The sequence below is a fragment of the Verrucomicrobium sp. BvORR034 genome, assembly GCF_000739635.1.
In the GTDB taxonomy this organism is placed as follows: Bacteria; Verrucomicrobiota; Verrucomicrobiia; order Verrucomicrobiales; family Verrucomicrobiaceae; genus Verrucomicrobium.
Genome location: NZ_BATQ01000067.1, coordinates 89,395 through 114,490, shown reverse-complemented (window position 1 = coordinate 114,490; position 25,096 = coordinate 89,395). Strand labels below are relative to the sequence as shown.

Here is a 25,096-nt window from a genome sequence, read left to right as displayed (position 1 = left end):
TTGCCCACTTTCCCGTCATGAAAATCCCCTCCCTCCGCATCCTCATTCTCTGCAGCGCCGCCGCCCTGCTGCTGAACGGCACCGGCTGTAGCACATACACTGGCAGCTCCTCCTCCCCCCCGGCCCAGTCGGCATTCTTGTACGGGAAGAAGAAGCTCCAGGACGTCCGCAAGCTGCCTGCCAAACTGATGGCCCTGATGCGTCGCGACGGATCCTTCTGGGATGCCGACGACATGACCGGCGCCCCCTCCATCCGCATCGATCTCGGCGAGCAGATGGTCTATTTCTACAAAGGGGATGAACTTGCCGGCGGCTCCCCCATCTCGTCCGGTAGAGAGGGCTACTCCACCCGCCCCGGACGCTATCGCATCATTGAAAAGGACATCGACCACAAGTCCTCCATCTACGGCGACTACGAGGACTACGACGGCAATGTCATCGTGCAAAACGTGGACAACCGCAAACATCCCCGCCCGCCCGGCACCCGCTTTGAAGGAGCCAAGATGAACTACTTCATGCGCATCTACGGCGGCGTCGGCATGCACCAGGGCTACCTCCCAGGCTACGCCGCCTCCCACGGCTGCATCCGCCTGCCCGGCAAAATGGCGGAGAAGTTCTATGAAGCCACTCCCATGGGCACACCGGTGACGATTGTGCCGTAGTTCAGATTCCCTCGACGGCCATAACTCCGTCTAACGTATCCAGACGGCTCCTGAAAAACTCAGCAGGCGTAGTCCGGTTGTGCCAACCGGCTCACGCATCAAGCGCCTCTCGATCCTCTTCCCGCTCCGCCCCCCCACAGACCGCGGGGCCGGAGACCGCGCCTCCTTTACTCTGCGGCCTTGTCACCTTGAAGCTTGTTTCCGGGTACAGGAGGCGGGGGTTCCCAGCCCCGCTCACGCATCAAACGTCCCACGATCCTTGACCACAGTGGGCACGGACAAGCCTGCGCCGGCATTCATGTCTGGCGTCTCCAGCGCAGTGGGTCGCACCCTCTCACCCAAAACTTTTTTGTTTTTTACCGTTAAAAAAAGTCCGCAGGTGGAGATCACTCCATATCCCCTTTCTCATGTTACCTGGTGAAACAGAGCGGCATACCCGATTCCTGCGGGTGTTTACCGCGCACGAGATGGCCATCCGGGCTTACGTCCGGCGGTTGGTGCCCTCCCGTGCCGATGCGGATGACGTGATGCAGGAGGTCGCAGTGGTGCTCTGGGAAAAGTTCGGTACTTTCCGTGAGAACGGCGACTTCCGAGCTTGGGCCTTTGGCATCGCCCGCTACGAGGTGCTTTCCTGGCGCAGGGACAAGGGCCGCGACCGCCTCGTGCTGGACGACGATGTCCTGGAGCGGCTCGCCGAAGAAACGGTTCAGGACGAGCCTCGCCTGCACCTGCAGCGCCAGGCCCTGGAAGGCTGCCTGGCGAAGATGAACGCTGGTCAGCGGGATCTTCTCATGCTGGCCTATGAAGAGGGCGTCTCCATTCAGACCGTCGCCCAGCAGAGCGGGCGTACGGTGGCGGGCTTTTATCAATGGCTCCACCGGGTGCGACGCCTCCTGCTGGAGTGCATTCAACGTGGCCCCATGGGGAGGGTCTGGTCATGAACCGGCCCAACGACCCCTGGGATGCCCTGCTGGGCCGCTACCTCGCCGGCCAGCTAAACGCTGATGACCGCCGACTGCTAAATGAGCGCCTGCGCCATGATCCCGCGGCACGACGGGACTTCGCCGCGATGCTCAACCTGGACTCCGCCCTGGCCGTGGCAGCAGCGGGCACCCGCGAGGAAAGACGGGCCCGCGCCGTCAGGAACAAGCGCCTGACCTGGATTGGCACCACCATCGCCACCGCCCTGGTCCTGATCTCCGCATTGGGTTGGTGGATGACCCAGGATGATCGTGCGCCCTTTGCCACCGTCATCACCTCACAGGGAACGGAATGGAGCGGCCCCACTGAGGTACGAGGAAAGATGCAGCACGTCCAATCGGGTGCCGTGGGCTTCCAAACCGCCACGGGCAACCGCGTCATTGTGGAAGGTCCGGCCACCTTCCGGTTCACTTCAGCGCAGGAACTGCGGCTCGATCACGGCCGGGTCCTGGCCATGGTCTCGCCCGAGGGCAAAGGTTTCACCGTGGTGACTCCGGCGGGCAAGATCGTCGACTATGGCACCGAGTTCGGCGTGGACGTGGATGCCGACGGTTCCGCGGAGGTGCAGGTGTACCTGGGAGCGGTGGTGGTCACCCCCAAACGTCAGGGCAGTCATCGCAACCTCACCAAGGGCGAGGCCCTGACCATGCCGGGCGATGGCTCGCCCCCAGGGGCCGTAACTGGCGGTCGCCGCCAGTTCTTCACCCAGCCAGAGACGGTGCAGCAACTGCGCAATACCATGGACCAGCAGGTCCCCGTCTCGGCCACGCCCGACACGCCCAGCCCGCGCACCGCTCATGGCGACTTCTGCAATCTGGGCAACGGAGCCGGCCTGCCAGGGGTCGTCTATGACTTCAAGCAGGATCCGCAGAAGCAGGACATCCCTTTTGACTCCGGACGTTATTTCAAAAAGGTGAAGGCACTCGGCGCGGCGGGATTCCCGGCCGGGGAGGTGCAAGGTTATTTCCGTGTGCCGCCACTCCAGCGGCGCTTCGCCTACCTGGCCATGCCAGTGGAGGAGGCTGATCTCGCCCCCTGGACACTGGGGGCGGAGCAATCCATGCAACCCACAGGCTGGGTCGCCCACTACAGCGGTGTGGTGACGCCGCCCACCAGTGGGGAATGGCGTTTTGTCGGCTACTTCGATGACGCCCTGGCGGTGTACATCAACGGACAACCAGTGTTGGACGGCTCACGTGATGAGATGATCAACGCTGGCGAGCCACACCCCGATGGCGAATTGCGCCAGCCCTTTGGCACCCAGGCGGTGCTCAATGGCAAGGCCCATGCCGGCAAGTGGGTGGCTCTGAACGGCCCGACGCGGATTGACATTGTCGTGGGGGAACGGGTGGGCACCCAGATGGGCGGGCTCCTCATGGTGGAGAACCGCCGCACAGCCTACAACGTGCGGAGCGACGGCTCCCCCATCCTGCCCCCCTTCGTGACCCGCCGTCTGAGCACGGAAGACCGGGCTCACATCAAGGCCTTTTCCGAATCCCGCGACGGCTTCCAGCTCGAGTGGCAGAACCTCCCCGTTTTCAGACTGGACGACAGCACTCCCGCCCCCGCTTCAAGTTCGTCCCAATAACCGCCGCGCTCACCCCGCGGTACCTCTTCCTTTTGGCTCCTCACCCTCATGGCTCTCCCCATCTCCGCAGCCAGCTTCCCTTCCTTCACAGCCCGCCTCCGCACGCGCGCCCTCTCCCTGGCGGCAGGTCTCGTGGTCTTGCTTGGCACAGCGCTCGCGCTGCCTGCGGCCACCGTGCTCAAGAACGGTACGGCGAACATCACCCAGACTGCGACCGACTGGGTGGATGGCAGCAGTTCACCCATCGCTCCCACATCGGCAGATGTCGGGCAGTTCGGCAATGGCGTCCCCACCACTCTCACGCTGGCAGAGAATGTCTCGCTGCTGGGCTTGAATTTCGCCGCGGTCACCACGCCCTCCACTTTTGTCATCAATGACGGCGGGAGCAAGGTGCTCACCCTCGGTGCCAGCGGCATTGTGGTGGAAGCCGGGTCCCACAGCGTTACCTTGAACCATGCCATCGCTCTCGACGCCGACCAGACCTGGACGGTGGGCACCGGGCGGGCACTGGTGGTCAACGGTCCCATCAGTGGGAACTTCAACCTGAATCTTTCCAGCGCCGCCGGCGACTATACTGCCGGCTTTCGGTTCACGGGTACAGCTGCCAACACTTACACCGGCACCACCACCCTCTCTGCTGGAGCCCTCATCCTCGCCAAATCAGCGGGGGTGAACGCCATCGCAGGCAACATCTCCGCCACCGCCCACGGAGCGAACATCATCCTGGCCAATGACGAGCAGATCGCCAACACAGCCATCGTGACCCTCGCCAACGGCGCCAAGCTCATCCTGGAAGGCCGCACCGAGACCATTGGCGGCCTCCAGGCCACCGGCAGCACCACGCTCGTCCAGGCCACGGAATCCGGCACCAACCGGCCTTCCACGCTCATTCTTGATGTGGCCGGATCGAATTCCTACCACTTTAACGGCGGGATCGTGCGCAATGGCGGGACCACCAGCGCCCTCTCACTCGAAAAGAAAGGTACGGGCACCCAGATTTTGGAAGGTGCTCTCATTCACACCGGCACCACCACCATCAGCGGCGGCACGCTCGTGATTCGCACGAATGGGGCGGTGTACTACAACAACACCCGGGCCATCACCCACTGGGCCAGCGCCATCGTCAACAACGCCACGCTGAATCTCCAACACACGAACACCACCGCAGTGGCAGAGACCCTCAGTGTCGCCATCAGCGGCAGCGGTAGCGTGATCAAATCGGGCGCAGGCACGATCCATCTGGGCAACACCGGCTCCAGCTACACAGGCATCACCTATCTTGAAGCTGGCATCCTGGGCGTGGCAAAGCTCGCCGACTACGGTGCCACCAGCAGCCTGGGCAATCGCGCTGCAGATGCCGCAGGCGATGTGGGCCTGGTGTTTCGCGGTGGCATCTTGCAATACGTCGGGGCCACAGCCCAGTCCACCAATCGCGCTCTGCGCATTGGCACCGCTGGCGGCACCATCGACGCCTCCGGCTCCACGCTCAGCGCGACCGTCAAGTTCACCGCCACCAGTTCCCCCGACCTCTTCGAAGGCACCGGCGCTCGCACCTTCACCCTGACGGGCACGAACGCAGGCCAAAACGAGTTCCACCTGCAACTCACGGACCAGGACACGAACAAGACCAGCCTGCAGAAAACGGGTGCGGGCACCTGGTACATCGCCAACACGAACAACACCTACACCGGCACCACCATTCTTCAGGGCGGGACTCTCAATGTGGCCTCCCTCTCGGACTACGGAGTGGCTGGCAGCCTGGGAGCCCGCCTCGCCACAGAGGGTCCCTCGGGCACAGATCGTATCGGCATCCTGTTCCGGGGTGGCATCTTGCAATACACTGGCAGCACCGCCCAGAGCACCAATCGCGGTATCCGCATCAGCACCACGGGCGGAGCCTACATCGATGCTTCGGGATCCACTCCTGAGGCCACTCTCAGCTTTACCGCGGTCTCCTCGGCCGACCTGTACGAAAACGCCGGTGCCCGCCAGCTTACCCTCACCGGCACCAATCAAGGAAACAACACGTTCAACCTCCTGCTCACCGACCAGAATGTCACGAGCGGCAAGACCACACTGAACAAGACCGGCATTGGCACCTGGATCCTGACCAACGGAAGCGGCACCTCCTCTGAGAGCACCTACAGTGGTGACACCAACATCAATCAGGGCATCCTGGCCACACGGGGCTTTGGCATCGGCAACAGCAGCCTCGTCAACCTGGCGGATGAAGCCACCGCCACCCTTCGCCTCGACGCCAACGAAACCATCGGAGCTCTGGGCGGCGGTGGGTCCACGGGTGGCAAAGTCGATCTTCAGACCTTTGCCCTCACCCTAGGCGGCGGCAATCGTGACGGCACCTTTGCTGGTGTGATCACCGGCTCGGGTGCCACCAAGGCGGACGACCTCATCAAAACCGGAACGGGCACCCAGTACCTGACCGGAACGAACAGCACCTACGGCGGGTTCACCGTGCTGGCCCAGGGCATTCTGAACATCGCCAAGATCGGCAACCTTGGGGAAAACAGCAGCATCGGCAACCGTGCGGCAGACAACGCCGCCAGCGACGTGGGCCTCATCTTCCGTGGCGGCACTTTGCAGTACACGGGCAGCACCGCCCAGACCACCGATCGCGCCATCCGGGTGAGCACCACAGGCGGGGCGTTCATCGACGCCTCCGGCTCCAACATCGACGCCACCCTCTCCTTCACTCGTGGCAGTTCTCCAGACTTCTTCGAAAACGGCGGCAGCCGTCAGCTCACCTTCACCGGCACGAACCAAGGAAACAACACCTTTAACATGGCCATCACCGAGACGGGCGGCACCACGACGGTGAACAAGACCGGCATCGGCATCTGGAAACTGGGCGGCACCAGCAGCTACACGGGCGATACCAACGTGAATGCTGGAGCTCTGTTGCTCACCGGAGCGCTGGCCAACTCCAAGGTCACGGTGGCCAGCGGCGCCACTCTCGGAGGCACCGGCACTGCCGCCGGTCAGATCATCATCAATGGCACCCTGTCACCGGGGAATGATGCCAAGACCAATGGCTACGGGATGGGCACCATCACCTTCACCAACACGGTCAACTTCGCCCAGGGCAGCAGCTACTTCGTCCAGCTCGGCACTCATCTCGGCGGCGGCGTGGGTGCCTCAGACCGCATGGCCGCGGGCAGCGGGCTGACCTTGGGTTCAGAGGTCAACCTTTCGGGTGTGTTTCAAGGCACCTTCGACGACCGGGAAGACAACACCCGCTACTGGATCGGCACCAACGGCGGCACGTGGACCATCAACGGAACCTTCGCCAACAGCGAGGTCTGGGACTGGACCGGCATTCTCTACACCGCAGAGGAGGCTCCTTTTCACCTGGGCTACAAGGTGACCGTGGATGGCGTGGACTTCGCCCTCTTCTATGATGCGAACTTCGGCAGCGACTCCCTGTATGGTGGTAATGACATCGTACTCATTGCCACCGTGCCAGAGCCGCTTGTCAGCACCCTTTTGCTCGCTGCGCTTGGCAGCATCGCTTTGCAACGGCGACGTCGTGATCCCCGCCATCGTCTGATCGGATAGATTATTTCATCATACCCACATCGTTCATCCCCCGGTCTATCGGGCGGGTGGAGACCGGCACGGCCGGCCCACCCCCTCATGCACTGATGGCTGAAGCACAAGCGGCACACTTTTGAGATTTAAGTCTTGAATCGAGTTTCGATTCGTCATTACATCGTACACACCGCGTTTCATTTTTTATGAACCTGGAGCAGTCCATCACTACCACTGGTAGCAATATGCGGGCGCAGCAAAGAACCTCGTCAGGCATGGCCTTGATCTCCGTGCTCTGCGTGCTGGCGCTGCTCATGGTGCTCGTGCTTGCTGTGCTCTCCATGAGTCGCACGGAAACGCGCGCTTCATCATCGTACGCCCGCATCACTGATGTGCGCACCCTGGCGGATCTACCGGTAAATGTGGTGATGGGCCAGATCCGGCAGGCAACTTCCGGATTGGGTGATGGCAAGTCGTGGACCTCCCAGCCAGGCATGATCCGGGTGTTCGGCACCGCACCTGGCCCATCGAATCGCGCCAGCCTCATCCAGGCTTATCGGCTCTACTCCTCGGATGCCATGGTGGCCGGAGCTGCCTTTGACTCCACGACGGAAGCGGCAGGTCTGACGGGATGGGAGACCAAAAAGGCCCACTTCACAGACCTCAACGAACCTGTAGTCACCCCTCTTCCTTCCGGCACGCAGACCATCCTCAGGAAGACATTCCCCATCATGGACGTGAGTGTCTTCGACTCCAACTCCGATGGTGTGGCTGACCTTGTCGGCAGCAGCGATGGACGAATCGACGGTGCCCGCATCCTTTCAGCCCTCCCCGGCACCGACGCCTCGCACCCGCTGCCCATGCCCGTACGCTGGATGTATGTGTGCGAGGACGGACGGCTGGTCGTGCCCAGCGGCGAGCAGAATGGCGAGGCTCTCTTTGATTCATCCGTGGTCACCACCGCCAATCCCATCACCGGCCGCATCGCCTTCTGGACGGATGACGAGTCCTGCAAGGTGAACATCAACACCGCCAGTGAAGGGGTGCCCTGGGACGTGCCGGTGGGCACCTCCTGGCAGGACCAGAACTGGGCCAAGTTCATGCCCGGCCAGAATGAATTCCAACGCTTCCCCGGACATCCCGCCATGACCTGTCTGAGCACCGTGATGAAGAGCTTCGACCCCGCCTTCACCCGCCTCACCCAGCAGATGAGCTCCGCCTACACCGCCGGCACGGGCGAGGCCACCTATGCCAGCACAGATTATTTCAAAAACCTGTACGAAATGCTGCCCCGTACCAACTGGGGCGACTTGGGGCAGAGCTCCCGCGCGGGAACCACCGCCGTCACGGTGGACACCGGGCTTCCCGTGAAGGCGGAGCGCATCTTCGCCTCCGTGGATGAGTTCTTTTATGCCTCGAACCTGAACGGCTCCGGCCAGCGCCTGCCCAATGACTCCGCCAGCCGCGTGGATGGCAATGAAATCCGCATGGCCCGCGCCTTCCTCACGGCGCACAGCCGCGCACCAGAGACCAATCTCTTCAACCGGCCTCGCATTTGTCTCTGGCCCCTCTTTGCGGACCCGAACACCCGCAACCCCAAAGACCGCCTCATAGCCTTCGCAGCCACTTCATCCGGGCAGACCGCCGCCTGGTATCGCGCCCAGAAATGGGTTTCCGATTCGAACCCAGGCTCATCGCAAAGCCCGGATGCGGACTTCAACCTGCAACACAACCAGCAGCTCTTCTCGTACCTTCAGTCCCTCACCGCCAAACCCGTGCCCGGCTTTGGCACCGACACCTTTGTCACCAAGTATGGCGAGCTGAACCGCAACCAGATCCTCCTGCAAATGTTCGACCTGCAACGTTGGGGGGTGAACTCCTGGTACGCGGAACGCGGCGCTGGCGGGGCGATTGATTTCACGAAGAGCTATGCCTACGTCCCCCCGCGGGCCTATGTGAGACCATCCGGCGGCTGGGTGGGCGAATGCTCCGCCCTGCCGACAAAGGTAAGCACCCTGCCAGATGGCGGAGCCGTGCCACCCGATGGGCTCAAGGCATTCGGCCGCTGGCCCACCGTCGTGGAGGTGGCCGTCGTCTTCATGCCCACAGAGATCAAGGCCAAGAACAACACCGTCCTGCGCGACAGCTTCGATACCATCGAGGTGAACAAGGCCAAGTTCGAAGGCGTGACCAATCTCTACGCTGACAGCGGCCCCACCTGGACGCCGCCAGACGGCCCGGGGCAGAAGTGGGCAGACCGAACCGTCAAGATGCGGCCCTACCTCATGATCCAGCCCTTCACCCCGGTGGTGGGCATGCCTCCCTACAGCGCCAACATCCGCTACCGGATCGAGGGGCTGGAGACCTGGAAGGTCAATGGCACCACCGCAATGTTCGCCGACATCGGCACGTTGAACACCCTTCGCACGGAGCGCTCCAATGGGAGCACCGATGAAAATGCCCACATGACCTCCTACACCGGACTGCAGGCGATCATCATGGACAAACTGCCCCGCGAGTTTGTGGGCTCGCCCAACGAGGGCAATTGCTACCCCTTCATCGGCCGGGAAATCCCCGTGGACCCCAACCAGGGCACCTTCACCTTTCCCGGTAGTCCCGGCGATGACGGATCGAACCAGGAGATCACGATCAAGATCTACTCCGGGTATGGTCCTGCACCTGGCCCCAATGACACTCCTCTTCAGACGATCAAGATGCGGTTCCCCACCGTGAAGTTGCGCACCCCTCGACTCTATCTCGGTGAGTGGAAGGATACGCCGCTCATGGGGCTGCAGCGCCGCATCGACCAGGGGAGCTTCCAGTCAGAAGTGACCCGCCCCGGCGACGTCATTCGCTCCGTCGTCGTCAATTCCTCCCCCACCTCTCCCAGCGGCGGAGACTACCGCATCATCACCGCCAAGGCGTTGGTGACAGCCGACCACTTCAAGCCCCATCCAGAATACTTCTACGATGCCGACGGTACCAAAGGCAGCTTCGTGTACGAGGCCCAGAGCTTGCGTCTCGCCTCCAAGACCCATACCGGCCACTACGGCCACCCCAACATCGTCGCACCGGGCTACTTCGACAGCATTGCCGATGGAGCCCAGCACTCCTGGCAGACGGCCGGTTGGGAGTGGACCGGCTCCTCCCCCAACCTCTCCAGCACCAAGCCCTATGGTCTGCTGAGGGACGTCTTCTACTGGCAGGACTGCCAGCCTGCGGGCCCCATCAAGCTCAACGGGGCCTACAATTCCTTGAACCGTCCGGGCGACTGGGACAACGGCATCGGCCGGGTGGAGGACGGCGCTTACATCAACAAGCCGGATGAAGGCGGCTACGATGGCAGTGCCAACAAGTACTTCGAGCGTGGCGGATTCGCCGAGGACAGCGGCAAGGCCTACTCCCCCAACCGGCAGATCGCCTCTGCCGTGGCTTTTGGCTCGCTGCCCAGTGGTGTGCTTGGGAATGCCACCACCCCCGTCTCCCGCCCCTGGCAGACGCTCCTGTTCTGCCCCAACCCCCACTCCCGCAGCACCCTGGCGCTTCAGCAGCCTGTCGCAGCAGATCACTTCGGTTTCACGCTGCCGCGGGACCACCTGCTTCTGGACTCCTTCTGGATGCCCATCGTGGAGCCCTACGCCATCAGCGAGCCCTTCTCCACCGCGGGCAAGGTGAACATGAACCACCAGATGCTGCCCTTCACCTACTTGCAACGGGCCACCGCGCTGCATGCGGCCCTGCGCAGCGTGAGGGTACGAGCCATGCCCGCCTCCCTGGCGTGGGTGGGAAACAGCGACCGGACCAACTATCGCGACATCACCAATGGCGTGGAGGAGTGCTACAAGTCTTCCGGCCACTGGATGAAGTTCGAGACCAGCTATGACGTGAATGTGACGGAGACACTCAAGGCCTTCACCCACCGGTTCAACACCCAGAAGGACGTGTTCCGCTCCGCCTCGGAGATCTGCGAGGTCTTCCTCGTGCCCCAGATGATCCCGGGCCGCACCTACAGCACCGCTGCAGGCGGCAAGCCTTCACGCAATCCACAGTACGAGGAAATGACAGACTGGTGGAACGGCGCCCTGAACACCCAGAAGGATGGCATGGAGCTCACCGGCGACAACACGCGTGAGTCGCCGTACAACCAGCTCTACCCGCGCCTCACCACGCGGTCAAATGTCTTCCAGGTGCACTATCGCGTGCAGGCACTCCGCAAGTCCCGCTCCACCAGCGCCAGCCGGTGGGACGAGACCCGGGACACGATCTCCAGCGACTATCGCGGCTCCGCTATCCTGGAGCGCTACCTCGATCCCAACATCACCGGTCTGCCCAACTTCATCACCAACCCCGGCAACTCCTCCGCCGCCCTGGACGACCACTACCGCTTCCGCGTCATCCAGCGCAAGCAGTTCGCCCCGTGACTTTCTGTTCCCACTTCATGCACCCCCACCCTCATTTGAGCACCGCCATTCCCCATGAAACTTGTCTTCCCCGACGTGCGAGCCCGTCTGTACCGGGTCCGCTGCTCCTCTGCCTTCTCACTTGTTGAAGTCACCCTCGCGGTGGCTGTGACCGCCACCGTGGCCATGACTCTCCTGGGCCTCCTTCCGGCAGGTCTGGATGGCATGCGCCAGTCGGCCAATACAGCCGCCCATGCCCGGATCCTGCAGACGCTTGCCGGGCAGGCCCAGATGAGCACCTGGCAGGAGATCACCAGTTCCGGCTACTCCAGCCGCACTTACGCCTTCGACTATCAAGGAGGTGAGCTGGAGAGCCTGGAGAGCGCTCAAGTCACCTACCTGGCCAGGGGCCGGGTGCAGGATGCCCCACCCCTGCCGGGCAGCACAGCCACAAATCCCCGGCTGCGGCTCCTCCGCATCGATATCGTCACCGGCTCCAGTCCCTCAGACTTTGGCACCCCACGCTGCAACACCTACGCCACGCAGATCGCCCAGATGGATGACACCCCCTAACCCAAGTTGCTTCCATGAACCGCCGCCTGCACGCCCCCGCCTTCACCCTGCTGGAGATGCTCGTCTCCATGACGATCACCTCCATCCTGCTCACGCTCATGGTGCAGATCATGGGCACCACCCAGCAGACCTGGCAGCGCACCAAGTCCCAGGCCGAGGCCTTCCGGAGTGCACGTGAGGCCTTCGAGAGCATCTCCCGCCAGCTCGCCCAGGCCACCCTGAACAACTACTGGGACTACAACGACCCCAACCAGCCCACTTACTACCAGCGACAGTCCGAGCTGCACTATGTCTCCGGCCCCGCCTCCTCTTTGCTCACTTCCATGGCCAATCCCACCATCGGTCACAGCGTGTTCTTCCAGGCACCTCTGGGGGTGGATCATCTGGACCCCGCCACCCAACCCGGTGCCGGACTGGACCAGGCCCTCAACGCCTGGGGCTACTATGTGGAGTACAATTCTGACCTGCCCACCCGTCCCGGGTTCATGACGATAGCCTCCCCCACCCACCCTGAGAAAAAGCGCTTCCGGCTCATGGAGTTCCGCCTGCCCTCGGAGAACTTTGATCTCTTCAAGCTGCCCAGCACCGCCACCGCAGGCACCCGTCCGGCCTTGCATGCCGCCTCCACCGCCTCGGGTCTCTACTCCTGGTTCCGCACCCCTTTGCAAACGCGGTCGGAACCGCTCGCGGAAAACATCCTGGCCCTCATCATCCGGCCCACCTTCCCCGGACAGTCCACCCAGCCGGATGACTATCTCTATGACACGCGCAGCTGTCAGCTCTCCAGCGGCAACATTTCCGATGTGGATGCGGCCCGCCGTCACCAGCTGCCTCCGGCCATCCGCATCGTGCTCGTGGCTCTGGATGAAAGCTCCTGGCTCAAGATGGAGCACGACGAAACCCTCTCCACAGAACTGGTGAACCTCGTCAACAACGAGCTCTTCACCCGGCCTGCCAAGCTGGAGGAGGATCTGACCGAGCTCTCGGCCACCCTGACCACCATGAACCTGCAACACCGCATCTTCAATACCACGGTCTCCATCCGCGCCGCCAAGTGGCATACCGAGAAACAGAAGAATCCCACGACCACTCCGTAGGTGCTGCGGCAGATGGATCCCACAAATTCCCACGCCATTTTGTTTCCATGAACCCACACTCTCCCGCCCCCCGTCCATCGGCCCGCGGATTCACCCTCGTGGAGCTGATCGTGGTGATCGCCGTGGCCAGTGTGATCATGAGCCTCTCCATTGGCGGGCTCAACCAGTCCCTGCAGTCCCAGAGGCTCAGCGCCTCCGCCACCCGCCTCGCCGGTGAACACGGTGCCGCCACCCTCCAGGCCGTGCGGGAGAATCGCAGTCTCGAAGTCCGCCTGCTCCGCCGCACACTGGACATCAGTCCCGCCAACCGCCTGCGGGGCGTGCAGATCTATGCCGTGGAGCCCACCACCGGCCTGCCCAGCCCCGTGGGCGAACCGATCTTCCTCGATCCCGGCGTCGTCATCCTGGAAAACGAAGTGCACTCCTCCCTGCTCAAGCACAAATCCACCACCATCCCCGACGGCTACTACACGCTGAAGGCCTCCGGCACCACGGATCTGGACAAAGGCGCCACCGACCGCTGGTGCTTGACTCTGGCACTGGAAGAGGAAATAAAAGACGAATCCACCCCTCCCGCGAACCACCGCGTCCTGGTGATCAATCCCCACACCGCAGCGGTTCAACTGTACTAGGGCGTGTGCAAGAGATGATCCAGACCTGCAGGGCCCAGTAAACTTTGCAGTGCAAATGCTCAGTTGAAGCTCTTCCTCGAAGAGGATGAGGCCACAAGCCCAACGTTGGACGAGCTTCAAGCGAGTCTACGTTTGGAAGATGAGGTTCGGGAATCTACTCCGAAGGAGTTGTGGCGGCCTGGCTCACTTCGGCACCAAGGTTCGTTGACAGGATCCAGCCTCGCCGTGTGCGGCGCCTGCCCGAGAAACTCAACCGCATGTCCAAAGAGAGCCTCACAGCCACTGCTTGATTTTTGGCACATGGAACATCTATAATTGCCACACTCCCCCCACCCCATGTCTTCCGATTCCATTGCCCGCATCAAAAACGACCTGGAACTCTACGTCCGCACAGGGAAGGTGGAAAAATTCCTGGAATCTGTAAAGGCCCTTCAAGATGCCGGCGAGGAGTTCCTCGTGGATGCCAACTACGGCGCCAGCGCCACCCTGCTGGAACATGCTGCAGGCAGAGGGCAGCCAGAAACCATCAAGGCCCTGTTGACACTGGGTGCCGAAGTGGACCGCCCCAACAGCCGCGGTGAGACCGCTTTGATGCACGCCGCCTTCAAAGGAAGCCTGCCCGCCGTGAAAGTCCTTCTGGAGGCGGGCGCTGATCCCAAAGCCCGTGACCGCAGGCGCAAGACCGCGTTGGACGGCGCCCTGTACACCAAGTCCACCGAGGTGGCGGCCCTGCTCGCCAGCCTGGATACCCAGCCCGACCCCATCGCCACCTCCAACTGGTGGGCCACCGCCCCACCCGAGGTGGCCGGTCCCCTGCGGCTGCTCCTGGAGACAGTCGCAAAAGACGGATCTCGAGGTGAAGTCCTCGAACCCTGGATTCTGGCCCGCACCCTGCCCCAGCTCCAGGTTCCCACCTGGTGGGAGGAGCTCATGACCTCGCTCCCGCTGGCCGGAGTAGAATTCGCATGCCCTTCACCAGAATCGCCTGATGGGGAGTACGCCCAGTTCCTCAGGCTGGATGGATTGGAGGAAATCACCACCGACTGGGAGCACGTCATACCGACCTTGCAGGAGGCACGCCTCTATCCTATCGCCATGGCCTCCAACGCCTGCTACTGGGTCGTCCCAAGCGATGGCGACCTCAGCAGTCCCGTGAACTATTGGGACCAGAGCGGCCACTGGGTGGTTCCCGGCAGCCCCACCTTCGCCGCCTGGCTGGGTTCCGCCCTGACCCTGCGCGACAAGTGGCGGGAGTACATAGTTTAGGCACAGCTGAAAGCCCTGGATTATTGAAAGTACTCTCTCAGCGCACCCCTGGCATTGCTGGACAACTCTTGGCGACGCGATTCCTTGATCGCCTCAGACTCCAGACTTCCTGCCGCTTCTCGATTCGGCTCATCTTCCGAGTCCTCCACATCGAAGTCATCCACCTCCACCTCGTTGTTGTCCGCGCCAGTCTTGGGAGCTTTGGCAGACTTTTTGCCACCTTCCACGCTCCTGTCACGCCCGGCCTCGGGCGCAGGAGATAATAACGCCCTGATCCCGGTCGGCACAGAGAAGCCCACGAAGAGGGCGTTGGCCAAGTTTCCGTTTGCGAGCGCGTAGGCGCAAGCCCCCGCAAAAACCGCCAGCACTCCCACGATCAAGAGATAGACCTTCATTTGCCGCTTGGGAATCAACGCCCTCCTAGCAATAAAGCTCTTGTAGAGGCGCAACGCTTCGTAACCAGCGAGACCGATCAAACCAAAGAGAATGTCCAGTTCTTTCATTGTAACATGGTTAGTCGCTTAGTACCGTCCAGAACGACTGTCAGCGAGTTTTCAATTAGCAAGTTGCGTCCGACCAAAGCCTTCCGGCCCGGACAGAGAATCCTCCCCCCTCCAGTCTCCAACCGCAGCGGGCAGGTAGGCTTGCAGAACCTCGCAAATGGTCCCTCCTCCCAATTTCGGACCGCCTGCCCGCGGATCTCTACCCCCACCGTCCCTCCATTCCCTTGGCAGCGCACCAGGCATTGAAGCTTGAGAGCCGTAGCCCAGTAGTGCGCGGAGTCCGCTCCCAGCCGACGCTTTGGAGCCCAAAAAGTCGTGGGTTTGATCAGTTCGAGGGCCAACAACGCCTCATAGCTGAAAAACGTCATGGGTGCCCCCGTATCAAAATGGGCCGACACCTCCTTGTCGCCCGCAAAGGCCAGCGTCACCGTGGGGTAGAAAGACCTTCCACTCTGGTCTCCACAGGGAGCCCAGGCCATATCCACGTCATCCACTTCCACATCATTCCAAAACACAAACGGCACCCGCTGCTGGATCCGCCCAAAGTCCATCATGCTCTCCTCGTCCCAGTTCTCTTCCGGAGAGCTACCATAGGCCCGCACCACTTGGTGGTCCCCGCACAGCAGCACCCAGAGCTTCCCTTCCGCAAATGCCCGGTCGAGCGTCTTCCGGGCAATTTTGCCCGCTTGCACGCGTAGCTGGTCCTTTACCACCAACGGCAGCTCGGTGAACTCTGACAACGGCATGTCAAATGGGTTCTTGCCCCGCAGTTCAATAGCTACCTCGTCCTGGATTTTGATCGTGGTAGTGACCCCCTCCTCCATCAACCGCCGGATCGGGGCAAGGAACTCCGAGTCAAACTTCGAACTGCTGGGGTTGTCAAAGTCTTTGTCCATCAGCTGCACATCAAAGCCCAACGACCGCAGCTCCGCTTGGTATCGCGCTAGGTAAAGATAGCCCGACAGGACCGCTAGCCTGGTTTTGGGCAAGATCTGACGCAACTGCCGCAGGCACTCAACCCCATCTGGCGGCGGCATGTTGATGTCTACCAAGCAGGCCTCGAACTCAGTCTCCCGCGCCAGAGCCACGGCCGTCGCCGTACAGTCTGCAGTGGTTACCTGAAACCCGTTTTCATCCAGGGCCCTGACAAAGGACGAAAGCTGCGCAATCTGGTCATCAACCCACAACAATTGTCGTCTTTCGTTCTTTTTCATAGGCGAAGGCTCCTGAACATGCTTCTATGCAAACTCGACCTGCATTCCCGGTAGATGGATGATCATCTCCGTGTGGTAGCCCCACTTGGAAGCCGCCCGCACAGTCCCGCCATGAGCGTGGATCAATTGGCGCACAATCGCCAACCCCAGTCCCATGCCCTCATGCATCCGCGTGGTGAAAAGGTAGTCAAATACACGCTCTAGTTTGGAGGACTCGATGCCTGGCCCGTTGTCATAAAACTTGATCATCAGCCCCTCATCCACCTGCTCCGCCGATATGCGAATCAGCTTCTGCATCCCCTTAGTGTCCCGCTCCAGAAACCACAGCGAGTTCGCAAAGAGGTTGGCAAAGACCCGCTGCAGTTTGTCCTCATCCACGCGAATACGCCACGCATGGGGGCACTTTACCTCGACGTTCACCCGTATCTTCGCGGCCTCATTCCTCACCTGGTCCACTGCCCTGTCCAGAAACTCTCGCAGAGACACTCGCGTCTTCCTGACTTCGCTGAATCGGGCCAGCCTCGTTAGAGAGTGAATCCTCTTCTTGCCCTTGTCCACGCACACAAGGGCTTGCTCAATCTCCGGCACACCAGACACCCCGCGCGCGGCCTGGTATAGCGCCGTGGACAAATAGTTCTGCGCGTGCAGGAGTTGCTCTATCGCATCATGCACATTCTCCAGTGCCAGCCTTCCTGCCTCAATCGCCGGTGCCGCCTGGATGATGCGACGCTCCATCTCCGTGAGCATCTGGATCCGATCCGCATTGGCCAGCCCCGCGCTCATGCGGTTCGCAAAGGCCTGTAGAATATGTAGATCAATTTCAGAGAAGCCAAACTGACGCTTCGCATAAGCCGCAATCACCCCCGCAGCCTCCCCACCAATGTCCAGCGGTACAAATATGGCCGCGCGCCAATTCCGCTGCTTCACCAGATCCCGGTGATGAGCCACCCCCAAACTCTTCTCCTTGAGTTCGTCTTCATCGAGCAGGTCATTCAACATCACCGGTTTCCCGTTCTGGACCGCCTTGCCAGCAATGCCCTCCCCGATGTTCATGTCCAGATGCACCCGTCCGGGCGGGTCCAGGGCAAAACCGCGTGTCTTCAACGCTCCACGGGATTTGTCCACAATCCACACCACTACCGCCGCCGCCGCCAAGGCCAGACGCCCCGCCTCCGCCACGGCATCAGCAATTGCGTTGGACGAACTGGGCACGTTAAGGTCCTGGCTGGACAGTTGCTCAATCGCCGCGCAGGCTTTCTCCGCCCTGACCGCCCGGGAGACATATGTGGCCACGTACTCGATACGCGGCTGCGCCTTCTCCAGAACCTTTTCATCCACCAACACCCAGAAGCAGCCGATCGGGTTGTCAAATCCTGAAACCACTGGCGTCAATAGCAGCACCGCATCCCCTCCCGTCGGCAGATCCAGCTTGCACTGCCGAGGTTCCTTCAGTTCCATCCTCGACCAAAGCTCCTGCACCTTCTCCAGGGCCGCGCAGCACCTCGTCTCCAGCATATCTTCGTCATCCACCAGAAATTCCAGCTCTCGCCCCGCCCCATCCCCGATCTGAGGCACAATCAGCCCACCCGCCGCATGGTGAGGCAGATCCCTGAAGGCGAGACCGATCAAATTGACTGCCAGCGAACAAAGCGGCCGCCCTCCAGCCCTTAGGTTTTCAAATGCCACAGCAAGCCGGGCAAATCGGCTTTCAACGTCCCTGTTAGATTCCGCCTTCATGACACGCGCAAAAGCCCAATGGCACGGCACCCAGCATCAAATCAATATACCCTCACATCGAACAACCTACACAATGTTTGTCAACACATTGTTGGTTAAGGCATACTTACAAACCGCTACTACCCCACCCCTCTTCGGATCGCCTCGCCAATTTTTCACATTCATGGACAACCACTTGCAGATCGCCCTCTCCAACCATTCCTTCAGCGCCGATTCGCAAAAAAAACGATGCGTAAGTGCATGAAGCAAACAAAAACACACAAATTCACGCCTGGACTTTCCTGAACTTCCCTACCCAGCACAAAGGGCGGCAGCGTTTACACACAACCGCCCTTGCAAATCAATCCGCGCGACAAACTACCGTACTGCCTTATTGCTAAGGTTCTGGACTACTGGTTCGCGGAATTACCGGATTACTGGGCCTTTTTACATCACCATACCGCCATCCACCGCCAGCGTCTGGCCCGTGATGTAGCGTGCTTCGTCGCTCGCGAGGAAGGCAGCGGCATTGGCGATGTCCACCGCCTCACCGAAGCTGGCGAGCGGGATCTGCTTGAGCACCCCTTCCTTCTGGGCGTCGTTCAGTTCATTGGTCATGTCTGTGACGATGAACCCCGGAGCAATGGCGTTGACAGTGACGGCACGACCTGCAAACTCCCGCGCCAGAGACTTGCTGAAGCCAATGAGGCCAGCCTTGCTCGCAGCATAGTTGCACTGGCCAGCATTGCCGATCAAACCAATGACGCTGGCCACGTTGATGATGCGCCCGGTCTTTGACTTCAGGATGGAGCGCTGGAAGGCCTTTACGAGGTTGAACGCCCCTTTGAGGTTGGTGTTAAGAACGACATCCCAATCCTCGTCGCTCATGCGTAGGGCCAGGCCATCGCGCGTGACGCCAGCGTTGTTCACCAGAATGTCCACGCTACCCAGATCGGCCAGCACCTGTTTGCCCATCGCCAGCACGGCGGCGGCATCGGCCACGTCCACAGCGTAAGCCTTCGCGGCTCCGGGATAGGCGGCATTGATGGCCTCGGCGGCTCCTTGGGAACTGTTTTCCGTGCGGCTGACGATGGCAACCTTGGCGCCTTCTGCGGCAAAACGTTCTGCGATGGCGCGACCGATCCCACGGCCGGCACCGGTAACTACTGCGACTCGATTGAGGAGCTTGCTCATTCAGGGTCATTAGCGAAGCCCGGGCGGGCTTGCAACCCAGAATGCGGCACCATTTCCTTCTTCTTGCTCTTGAAGTTGTGACAGCTACACTCGCCCCATGCGGTGCCCCGTTTGTCAACAGAGCCTCCATGAAGTCTCCCCGGCGTGCCCGCATTGCAGCTTCGATCTCACCATCGCCGTGCAACACTTGGGCATGGTGCCGCGGCTGCAACCAGACGTCACAGATCTGGCAGGCGTGCTCACCCCTGGCCAGACCTCACTGCTCCAGGAGATGATCCGCGAGAAGGAGCGACGTTTCCCTCAGCTTCAGTTCGCCTGCGTCACCCTTCAGATCCCCCCTCAGGTGCCCCTGCGCGCCTATACTTTCTGGCTGCTCAATCGCGGCAGCCTGGTCAGCGCCATGGAAAAAGGGGGCGACTGCCGCATCGTGCTCTTCACGCTGGAAATGAACCAGATGCAACTGTGCTGCATGCTGGGTTACGGCCTGGAGCCCTTCGTAAACCAGACCACTCTGGAGCAAATTGTGCAATCGGCACAGCCCCTGCTTGCCAGAGGAGATGCCGCCGGAGCCTTTCAGGCCTGCTTGGAGCACGTCGACCTGCATCTGACGGCCATCAGCCGAGCCATTCCCGCCATCTACGGCCTCCACGAAGAAAAAGTCGCATCACCATTGAGCACGGAGGCAGAGTTTGCCTACTAAGTAGCCAGCCTCGCCCTATGGCCCCACGATCCCCTTCCCATTCGTCCGCCGTTTCCCGAAGCCGCCTCGTCCAGACCGCGCTGGGCGCTTTTGCCGCCTTTTTCCTGGGAATGATCGGTCAGTATCAGGCCCAGGCCCGCGAGTACCTGCCCCAGTCGGTCACCTTCAAAGGAGAGGACAAATTCCAAGCCTTGGTGACGCGAGCCCTCCGGGAGAATTGGCGTGCACTCCCCATGGGCGAGCGAGTGGCCCAGTTCGGTCTGGCCCTCCGCGGCACCCCGTACGTCGGGTACACACTGGAGATCGACAACAAAATCGAGTCCGCCTCCTGCAACTTCAATGGCCTGGACTGCTGGACCTATTTCGAGACCGCGCTCGGTCTGGCTCGAATGATTGGGACCCCCAAGCCCGCCTACACTCCCAGCGATCTCCTTGCCGAGATCGAGTGGACCCGCTACCGAGGAGGCGTCTGCACCGGCTTCTATCTGGAACGCATCCACTACCTGGCGGAGTGGTGGTATGACAACGAAGCCCGTGGGAATGTGCTCAACGTCACTGGAGACGTAGGCCCCACCGTCGCCCTGGTCGGGAGAAAGTGTCAGGAGATGACCGTGCTCTGGAAAGGCTACCGCTATCTGAAGAACGACCCCTCCATGCTGCCAGAAATGGGCCGCATCGAGCGGAGGGAAAGCGCCCTCCCCTTCAACTACATCCCGAAGAGCAAGGTGGCCGCCATGGAGAAGAACCTCCAAAATGGAGACATCATCGGCATCGTCACCAACCAGACTGGCGGCCACTGCTCCCATGTGGGCATGGCGTACCGCACGAAAGACGGTGTGCTCCACTTCATGCACGCCTCCAAGAACCACAAAGCCGTGGTGCTGGATGACTCCCTTTCCACCTATCTGAACCGCTTCAAATTTCACTCCGGCATCATCGTGGCCCGCGCCCTGCCCCGGACGGCCACGATCATTGACCCCACTCACTACGCCGACCGCATCCAATACATCACCGGCATGCCCCCGCTGGTGGTCGCCAGAAAGGGGTAAGCAGCGTCACCAAAAGCCTGAGCGCCCCCCCACCACCAAGGAGCGGCGGTTTGTGCTTGCGCTTGCACAACCGCCGATGGGAAGCGGAGCGATTGGCCACAAAAACCCGACTGCCGTGTGAGGCCCAATTGCTGCTTGCAGACTTGGGATCAATTCCGCTCCGGCCAACTCCGGCGGTTGTGCAAGCACAAACCGCCGCTCCTTGGACAGCAAAAACCAGCACGCCTTGACTACGGCCGCGTACGAATTGCAGCAGCCCAATCCTCCCTGTTGTCGATGTTCACAACATGGAAATCACAAGGGCCACCAAAGCGGCGTCGAGCCGCACGTACTCCAAGACACTGTCGTGACTCGCAGCGTGGCAGGCGAAAACGGCACGTTCCAGATACTCGCAAGCACAAGCACATGCACATGCTCGATCCCCTTCAGATGTCCATGTACTTTGCCATGCTCACCCTCAGGGGTACGGAACGCCATCAACCTCCCACCAAGCGCTCCACGCCAACGGCGTGATACATAAGAGCCCGGGGTCAGACCGCGAAGCGGTCGCCACCCCGGGTATCGATAGAGTAGCACTGGAACTCCAACGGAGTTCAACAAACCGTCCAAGCTACCTGGAGACGAAATTCCCATTCCCTACGGTCCTCATCCCACAATGCGGCCACGCCATGGCCTCTGAACCTCGCTTCAAACTTCTGGCCCCCTTCCCGATACGAACGTTGCATGCCGAAGGCATCCCAGAAGGCAGCCAGGGGTCGGGCGAATTTGACGAGCCCAGCCCCAGGAAACTCGCACAAACGATTGCCCCTGAAGGGACGCCAGAAAGCGTGTTCCTCCCAGCAACGATTCTTGCACCCCTCCAAGATGCATTCATTGTACCACGCCCTCCAAGGGCATCGCTTCGCTCAACCTCTGGCTACCGTCTCAAATGGCTTCGGCATGAAGGAAGGATGGCCACCCAGTAGCGAAAAATCTCTCGAGGTACTAGGCCTTCCCATGCTTTTTTGCCTCCGGGCTTCCCGATGCCGGAGGCATCAAAGCCCTTAGCCGGAGGTTGAGGGAGCGTAGCGACTGACACCTCCGGAGGATCAAAATGAGTATTGCATCCCGGAGGGGATGCCAGCGAGGTCCCTTTGCCTGCACAGTTTCAGCATCGACGCCCTCGCCCCTCTTCCAGGTGCGATGACTTGTCCACCTTTCCTGTTGAGTTCTGGCTCCTCTCTCGACGCGATCAGTACATACCGAAGGCATCCTCAGACAATAGCCAGAGGCTGGGCGAGTTTCCTTGTTCACCATCCGCCGGGCGGTCAACCATGCCGAAGGCATCCCAGACGGTAGCCAGGGGCCGGGCGAGTTTCACGAGCCCTGCCCCTGGAATCTCGCACAAACGATTGCACCCTGAAGGGGTGCCAGAAGAGGCGCCTAGCCTAGCGACCAAAGGCCTCTAGTCTCAGCCCCACCCTACTTCGCCTCCTGGTCCTTGTACTCAAACTTCTTGAGATCCTCCAGCGAGACAAACTCCAGCGCCGACATGTGGGTGGCTTCCAGCACCACATCCGGCGCCCATCCCGCCTCCAACGCCTCTTTCCAGCGGGTAATGCAGAGGCACCACTTGTCCCCGTTCTTCAGGCCGTTGAATCCCCACTCCGGCACCGGGGTCAGCAAGTCATTCCCACAGGCTTTCGAGAACAGGAGAAAATCATCCGTCATCACCGCACAGACGGTGTGCAGGCCACGGTCTTCCGATCCAGTGCGACAGTAGCCGTCCCGGTAAAAGCCGGTCAGGGGCTTCTTGCAGCAACACTTCAGTTCAGTACCCAGAACGTTGGTTGGCATGGCAGCAGAAAATTAGAGGTGCGAAAGGTTCGAAACCAGTCTCCCACCGTTAAGCGGGAGATACACGGGCAATATACCATCGCATGCCCGCCAGGAAAAGGATGCTCAACTTCAAGTTGATTCGACAAGTCCCCAAAGTTTAAACGCCTTCCTCCATCCGGATGACCCGGCGAAGGAAGGCGTTGTTGAATTCGAACGATCGTTGAGCGGTTTTGTGCGTTCGCGGGACCTAGGCCAAATCCAGGGCCTTCTTCAGCCGTTCAAGAGCGCCTGCGGTGCACAAGGCATACCCAGCCTTCCCCTTGAAGATCTGTCGCAAGGCGACTCCATTGCAGTTTTCCTCCATCACCTGCCACAGGAACGGCAACAACAAGTGTGGAATGGCTCCGTGATAGAACTCATTCGCATACTGATGTTTCTTTCCCGCGAAGTCGAACCCAATTCGCACCTCACTACCAGGGTCCGGCGGAACTTCCTCGTCCTCAAACTCAATCGTGATGTTCTTAGGAGTGAAAAGCCCGTAGGACGCTTCCGCTATCTCATTGATGAGGGTCGCCAGGTCCTCCGTCCACTCCTCTGGTTCTTGCCAGCGCTCGATCGTCGCATTCAGTCGTTCGTCCGGGATTCTGGCATGAGAATAGCCGTCCCGAAAATCCGAGATGGCACGCTCCCTGACATCGTCTGGATAATGTTCCAGATAGTCGACATCTAGCGCCACCTTCAAAAATTCGGCAAATTCCTCTTCCTCGTTTTCGGCAGATTTTTGTGTGAAGAAGGGAGGAATCTTGCGAGCAACCGCAGGCACCTTCCAATCGGGGGGCGGCTCATCGAATGGAGGTGTCCCAAGTTTCCCAGAAATACGGATGGGAGCCTCCCCCTTAACCCATGGCGCACCAAAGTGCTGAGACAAAGTAGTCCTCAGTTTGTCATTGCCTCCTCTCACTGCAAGGACCGAACCGGCCTCAAATGTGTACAAGAGCAGAGGAACGCGGCTGGAGCCCGACTTGGTGGTGCTGATATATCCCAGCGGCATCTCAACAGGAAAGTGAGTGGGCTCCATTCCAGCTACGAAGGCCCCCATCTTTAGCCACTCGGGATGGAGTTGCCGAAATCCCCGCCAGTTCAGGCAGGTGGATCCCGGCAGTGCACCACATGAACTTTCCATTACGCCAGCAAGTTCCTTTACCGATGCCAGCGCAGACTTGGCGCTTACCACTCCCTCCGCATAGTCAATGATGAGCCAGGGCCAGATCTCCGTCTTGAGCAAAGCCGGACGCAACCAGTCAATGCCAAGCATCGCATCCCAGAAAGCTGCGACATCAGTCTTCCCCTCCGAAAAAAACGTTCCTCTTTCCGTGATACCCGCCCCCTGTAGTTTCAACTTTGAATAACAGCCGGAAAGGAGTTCACTCACTTCCTTTTCATATTCACCGAAAGCACGACCAGTGGCGGCTTCGGCTTCGGATGTCGAGAACCCCTTCATCCAATGCACCGCAAAACAGTCGTTGTGATCCCAAGACATCGAGATGCTCAACTCCAAGGTGCCAAGCTGCTTGGATGGCGAGGCCCACACTTTGAACTGGACAGAGTGCTGGACATCGTGTCGAGCCTTCACAAGATCGATCCACCGCCGAATGTGGGAGGCTGAGACCAAACCGGCCTGTAAACGGTAACGAAGATTCAGGCTGGTCTCCCCCCGACGCCGATAGACTTCAGAGGCACGTTCGGCCATTACTCCAATCGGAACAGAACTCACAAACGAGTCGAGCGCCTTGAAGTTCAATGGGATGAATTCTTCATCCCAACCATCGCCACCGGGGAACTGGCTGTATCCGGGAATGTCCACCAGCGATGTCGCGAGTGCCTCGACGTCGCCAGGCGACAAAAGCCTGTCCATAAAGGAAAATCTGCTCAGTGGAAATTTGCTCATGACAGAAGTACGGGAACTGTAGCGCGTCGGGCCGCTGCTCGTCTATCGAGAGAATACCGCAAAAGTGCGGAGAAACTTCCTCCATCGCGGCGTCTCTGCTGGGAGCGCACTCGAGCGCCTGCGAGCGAACGACGGGTGACTAAAACGAAAATCGCCCGAACAGCGGGGGCGCTGGTCGGGCGAGATTGGAATAGAAGGCGTGCGCTCTC

18 protein-coding genes are annotated in these 25,096 nt (G+C 60.6%); 11 read left to right on the top strand and 7 right to left on the bottom strand.

The window, feature by feature from the left end; all coding sequences use genetic code 11:
• Positions 1 to 17: 17 nt before the first annotated feature.
• From BV034_RS12355 to BV034_RS12315, 9 genes are all read left to right on the top strand, one after another.
• On the top strand, positions 18 to 662 hold the full coding sequence (locus tag BV034_RS12355) for a L,D-transpeptidase family protein (protein WP_265592919.1): 645 nt from the start codon (positions 18 to 20) through the stop codon (positions 660 to 662).
• 407 nt (positions 663 to 1,069) lie between these two features.
• Positions 1,070 to 1,603: a sigma-70 family RNA polymerase sigma factor gene (locus BV034_RS12350; protein WP_050027316.1), complete on the top strand. Its 534-nt coding sequence runs from the start codon at positions 1,070 to 1,072 to the stop codon at positions 1,601 to 1,603.
• Positions 1,600 to 3,231 carry a FecR domain-containing protein gene (locus BV034_RS12345; RefSeq protein WP_050027315.1) on the top strand — a complete coding sequence of 544 codons (1,632 nt, stop codon included), beginning with the start codon at positions 1,600 to 1,602 and terminating at the stop codon, positions 3,229 to 3,231. The genes BV034_RS12350 and BV034_RS12345 overlap by 4 nt, the downstream gene beginning before the upstream one ends.
• A 48-nt stretch (positions 3,232 to 3,279) precedes the next feature.
• Positions 3,280 to 6,804 carry an autotransporter-associated beta strand repeat-containing protein gene (locus BV034_RS12340; protein ID WP_050027314.1) on the top strand — a complete coding sequence of 1,175 codons (3,525 nt, stop codon included), beginning with the start codon at positions 3,280 to 3,282 and terminating at the stop codon, positions 6,802 to 6,804.
• A gap of 248 nt (positions 6,805 to 7,052) precedes the next feature.
• Entirely contained in the window at positions 7,053 to 11,198 is a 4,146-nt protein-coding gene (vccA, locus tag BV034_RS12335; protein ID WP_265592918.1) for a Verru_Chthon cassette protein A, read from the top strand.
• A gap of 54 nt (positions 11,199 to 11,252) precedes the next feature.
• On the top strand, positions 11,253 to 11,750 hold the full coding sequence (gene vccB, locus BV034_RS12330) for a Verru_Chthon cassette protein B (RefSeq protein ID WP_050027312.1): 498 nt from the start codon (positions 11,253 to 11,255) through the stop codon (positions 11,748 to 11,750).
• A gap of 14 nt (positions 11,751 to 11,764) precedes the next feature.
• Positions 11,765 to 12,847 carry a Verru_Chthon cassette protein C gene (vccC, locus tag BV034_RS12325; RefSeq protein ID WP_050027311.1) on the top strand — a complete coding sequence of 361 codons (1,083 nt, stop codon included), beginning with the start codon at positions 11,765 to 11,767 and terminating at the stop codon, positions 12,845 to 12,847.
• A 47-nt stretch (positions 12,848 to 12,894) separates the two neighbouring features.
• The gene (gene vccD / locus BV034_RS12320) at positions 12,895 to 13,479 is read left to right on the top strand and encodes a Verru_Chthon cassette protein D (protein WP_050027310.1); all 585 of its coding nucleotides are present in this window, start codon (positions 12,895 to 12,897) and stop codon (positions 13,477 to 13,479) included.
• 336 nt (positions 13,480 to 13,815) lie between these two features.
• Entirely contained in the window at positions 13,816 to 14,745 is a 930-nt protein-coding gene (locus tag BV034_RS12315) for an ankyrin repeat domain-containing protein (protein ID WP_050027309.1), read from the top strand.
• A gap of 20 nt (positions 14,746 to 14,765) precedes the next feature.
• Here the strand turns inward: BV034_RS12315 and BV034_RS12310 are convergent, their stop codons facing one another.
• The 4 genes from BV034_RS12310 to fabG form a co-directional block, all read right to left on the bottom strand.
• Positions 14,766 to 15,248 carry a hypothetical protein gene (locus tag BV034_RS12310; RefSeq protein WP_050027308.1) on the bottom strand — a complete coding sequence of 161 codons (483 nt, stop codon included), beginning with the start codon at positions 15,246 to 15,248 and terminating at the stop codon, positions 14,766 to 14,768.
• The gene (locus tag BV034_RS12305) at positions 15,245 to 16,462 is read right to left on the bottom strand and encodes a response regulator (RefSeq protein WP_050027307.1); all 1,218 of its coding nucleotides are present in this window, start codon (positions 16,460 to 16,462) and stop codon (positions 15,245 to 15,247) included. Before BV034_RS12305 ends, BV034_RS12310 begins: the two co-directional genes overlap by 4 nt.
• Positions 16,463 to 16,486: 24 nt before the next feature.
• Positions 16,487 to 18,091, bottom strand: coding sequence for a GAF domain-containing sensor histidine kinase (locus tag BV034_RS12300; protein WP_265592917.1), 1,605 nt, complete (start codon positions 18,089 to 18,091; stop codon positions 16,487 to 16,489).
• A 534-nt stretch (positions 18,092 to 18,625) separates the two neighbouring features.
• Positions 18,626 to 19,372, bottom strand: coding sequence for a 3-oxoacyl-[acyl-carrier-protein] reductase (fabG, locus tag BV034_RS12295; RefSeq protein WP_050027305.1), 747 nt, complete (start codon positions 19,370 to 19,372; stop codon positions 18,626 to 18,628).
• Between the two features lie 97 nt (positions 19,373 to 19,469).
• Between fabG and BV034_RS12290 the strand changes: the two genes are divergently transcribed.
• Positions 19,470 to 20,072 carry a TPM domain-containing protein gene (locus BV034_RS12290; RefSeq protein ID WP_081887763.1) on the top strand — a complete coding sequence of 201 codons (603 nt, stop codon included), beginning with the start codon at positions 19,470 to 19,472 and terminating at the stop codon, positions 20,070 to 20,072.
• A gap of 17 nt (positions 20,073 to 20,089) precedes the next feature.
• On the top strand, positions 20,090 to 21,121 hold the full coding sequence (locus BV034_RS12285; RefSeq protein ID WP_081887762.1) for an N-acetylmuramoyl-L-alanine amidase-like domain-containing protein: 1,032 nt from the start codon (positions 20,090 to 20,092) through the stop codon (positions 21,119 to 21,121).
• 1,231 nt (positions 21,122 to 22,352) lie between these two features.
• Here BV034_RS12285 and BV034_RS35980 read toward each other — a convergent pair.
• The 3 genes from BV034_RS35980 to BV034_RS12275 form a co-directional block, all read right to left on the bottom strand.
• Positions 22,353 to 22,481 (bottom strand): hypothetical protein, encoded by a 129-nt coding sequence (locus tag BV034_RS35980; protein ID WP_265592916.1) that lies wholly within the window; start codon positions 22,479 to 22,481, stop codon positions 22,353 to 22,355.
• Between the two features lie 101 nt (positions 22,482 to 22,582).
• Complete coding sequence (locus BV034_RS12280) at positions 22,583 to 22,957, bottom strand: DUF2237 domain-containing protein (RefSeq protein WP_038170358.1); 375 nt, start codon at positions 22,955 to 22,957, stop codon at positions 22,583 to 22,585.
• 229 nt (positions 22,958 to 23,186) lie between these two features.
• Positions 23,187 to 24,887 carry a hypothetical protein gene (locus BV034_RS12275; protein WP_050027302.1) on the bottom strand — a complete coding sequence of 567 codons (1,701 nt, stop codon included), beginning with the start codon at positions 24,885 to 24,887 and terminating at the stop codon, positions 23,187 to 23,189.
• Positions 24,888 to 25,096: the final 209 nt, after the last annotated feature.

What these genes read in the sequence shown, in the direction of transcription:
- BV034_RS12355 (WP_265592919.1), top strand. Translation starts at nt 18, where the DNA reads ATGAAAATCCCCTCCCTCCGCATCCTCATTCTCTGCAGCGCCGCCGCC.
- BV034_RS12350 (WP_050027316.1), top strand. Translation starts at nt 1,070, where the DNA reads ATGTTACCTGGTGAAACAGAGCGGCATACCCGATTCCTGCGGGTGTTT.
- BV034_RS12345 (WP_050027315.1), top strand. Translation starts at nt 1,600, where the DNA reads ATGAACCGGCCCAACGACCCCTGGGATGCCCTGCTGGGCCGCTACCTC.
- BV034_RS12340 (WP_050027314.1), top strand. Translation starts at nt 3,280, where the DNA reads ATGGCTCTCCCCATCTCCGCAGCCAGCTTCCCTTCCTTCACAGCCCGC.
- vccA (WP_265592918.1), top strand. Translation starts at nt 7,053, where the DNA reads ATGGCCTTGATCTCCGTGCTCTGCGTGCTGGCGCTGCTCATGGTGCTC.
- vccB (WP_050027312.1), top strand. Translation starts at nt 11,253, where the DNA reads ATGAAACTTGTCTTCCCCGACGTGCGAGCCCGTCTGTACCGGGTCCGC.
- vccC (WP_050027311.1), top strand. Translation starts at nt 11,765, where the DNA reads ATGAACCGCCGCCTGCACGCCCCCGCCTTCACCCTGCTGGAGATGCTC.
- vccD (WP_050027310.1), top strand. Translation starts at nt 12,895, where the DNA reads ATGAACCCACACTCTCCCGCCCCCCGTCCATCGGCCCGCGGATTCACC.
- BV034_RS12315 (WP_050027309.1), top strand. Translation starts at nt 13,816, where the DNA reads ATGTCTTCCGATTCCATTGCCCGCATCAAAAACGACCTGGAACTCTAC.
- BV034_RS12310 (WP_050027308.1), bottom strand. Translation starts at nt 15,248, where the DNA reads ATGAAAGAACTGGACATTCTCTTTGGTTTGATCGGTCTCGCTGGTTAC.
- BV034_RS12305 (WP_050027307.1), bottom strand. Translation starts at nt 16,462, where the DNA reads ATGAAAAAGAACGAAAGACGACAATTGTTGTGGGTTGATGACCAGATT.
- fabG (WP_050027305.1), bottom strand. Translation starts at nt 19,372, where the DNA reads ATGAGCAAGCTCCTCAATCGAGTCGCAGTAGTTACCGGTGCCGGCCGT.
- BV034_RS12290 (WP_081887763.1), top strand. Translation starts at nt 19,470, where the DNA reads ATGCGGTGCCCCGTTTGTCAACAGAGCCTCCATGAAGTCTCCCCGGCG.
- BV034_RS12285 (WP_081887762.1), top strand. Translation starts at nt 20,090, where the DNA reads ATGGCCCCACGATCCCCTTCCCATTCGTCCGCCGTTTCCCGAAGCCGC.
- BV034_RS12280 (WP_038170358.1), bottom strand. Translation starts at nt 22,957, where the DNA reads ATGCCAACCAACGTTCTGGGTACTGAACTGAAGTGTTGCTGCAAGAAG.
- BV034_RS12275 (WP_050027302.1), bottom strand. Translation starts at nt 24,887, where the DNA reads ATGAGCAAATTTCCACTGAGCAGATTTTCCTTTATGGACAGGCTTTTG.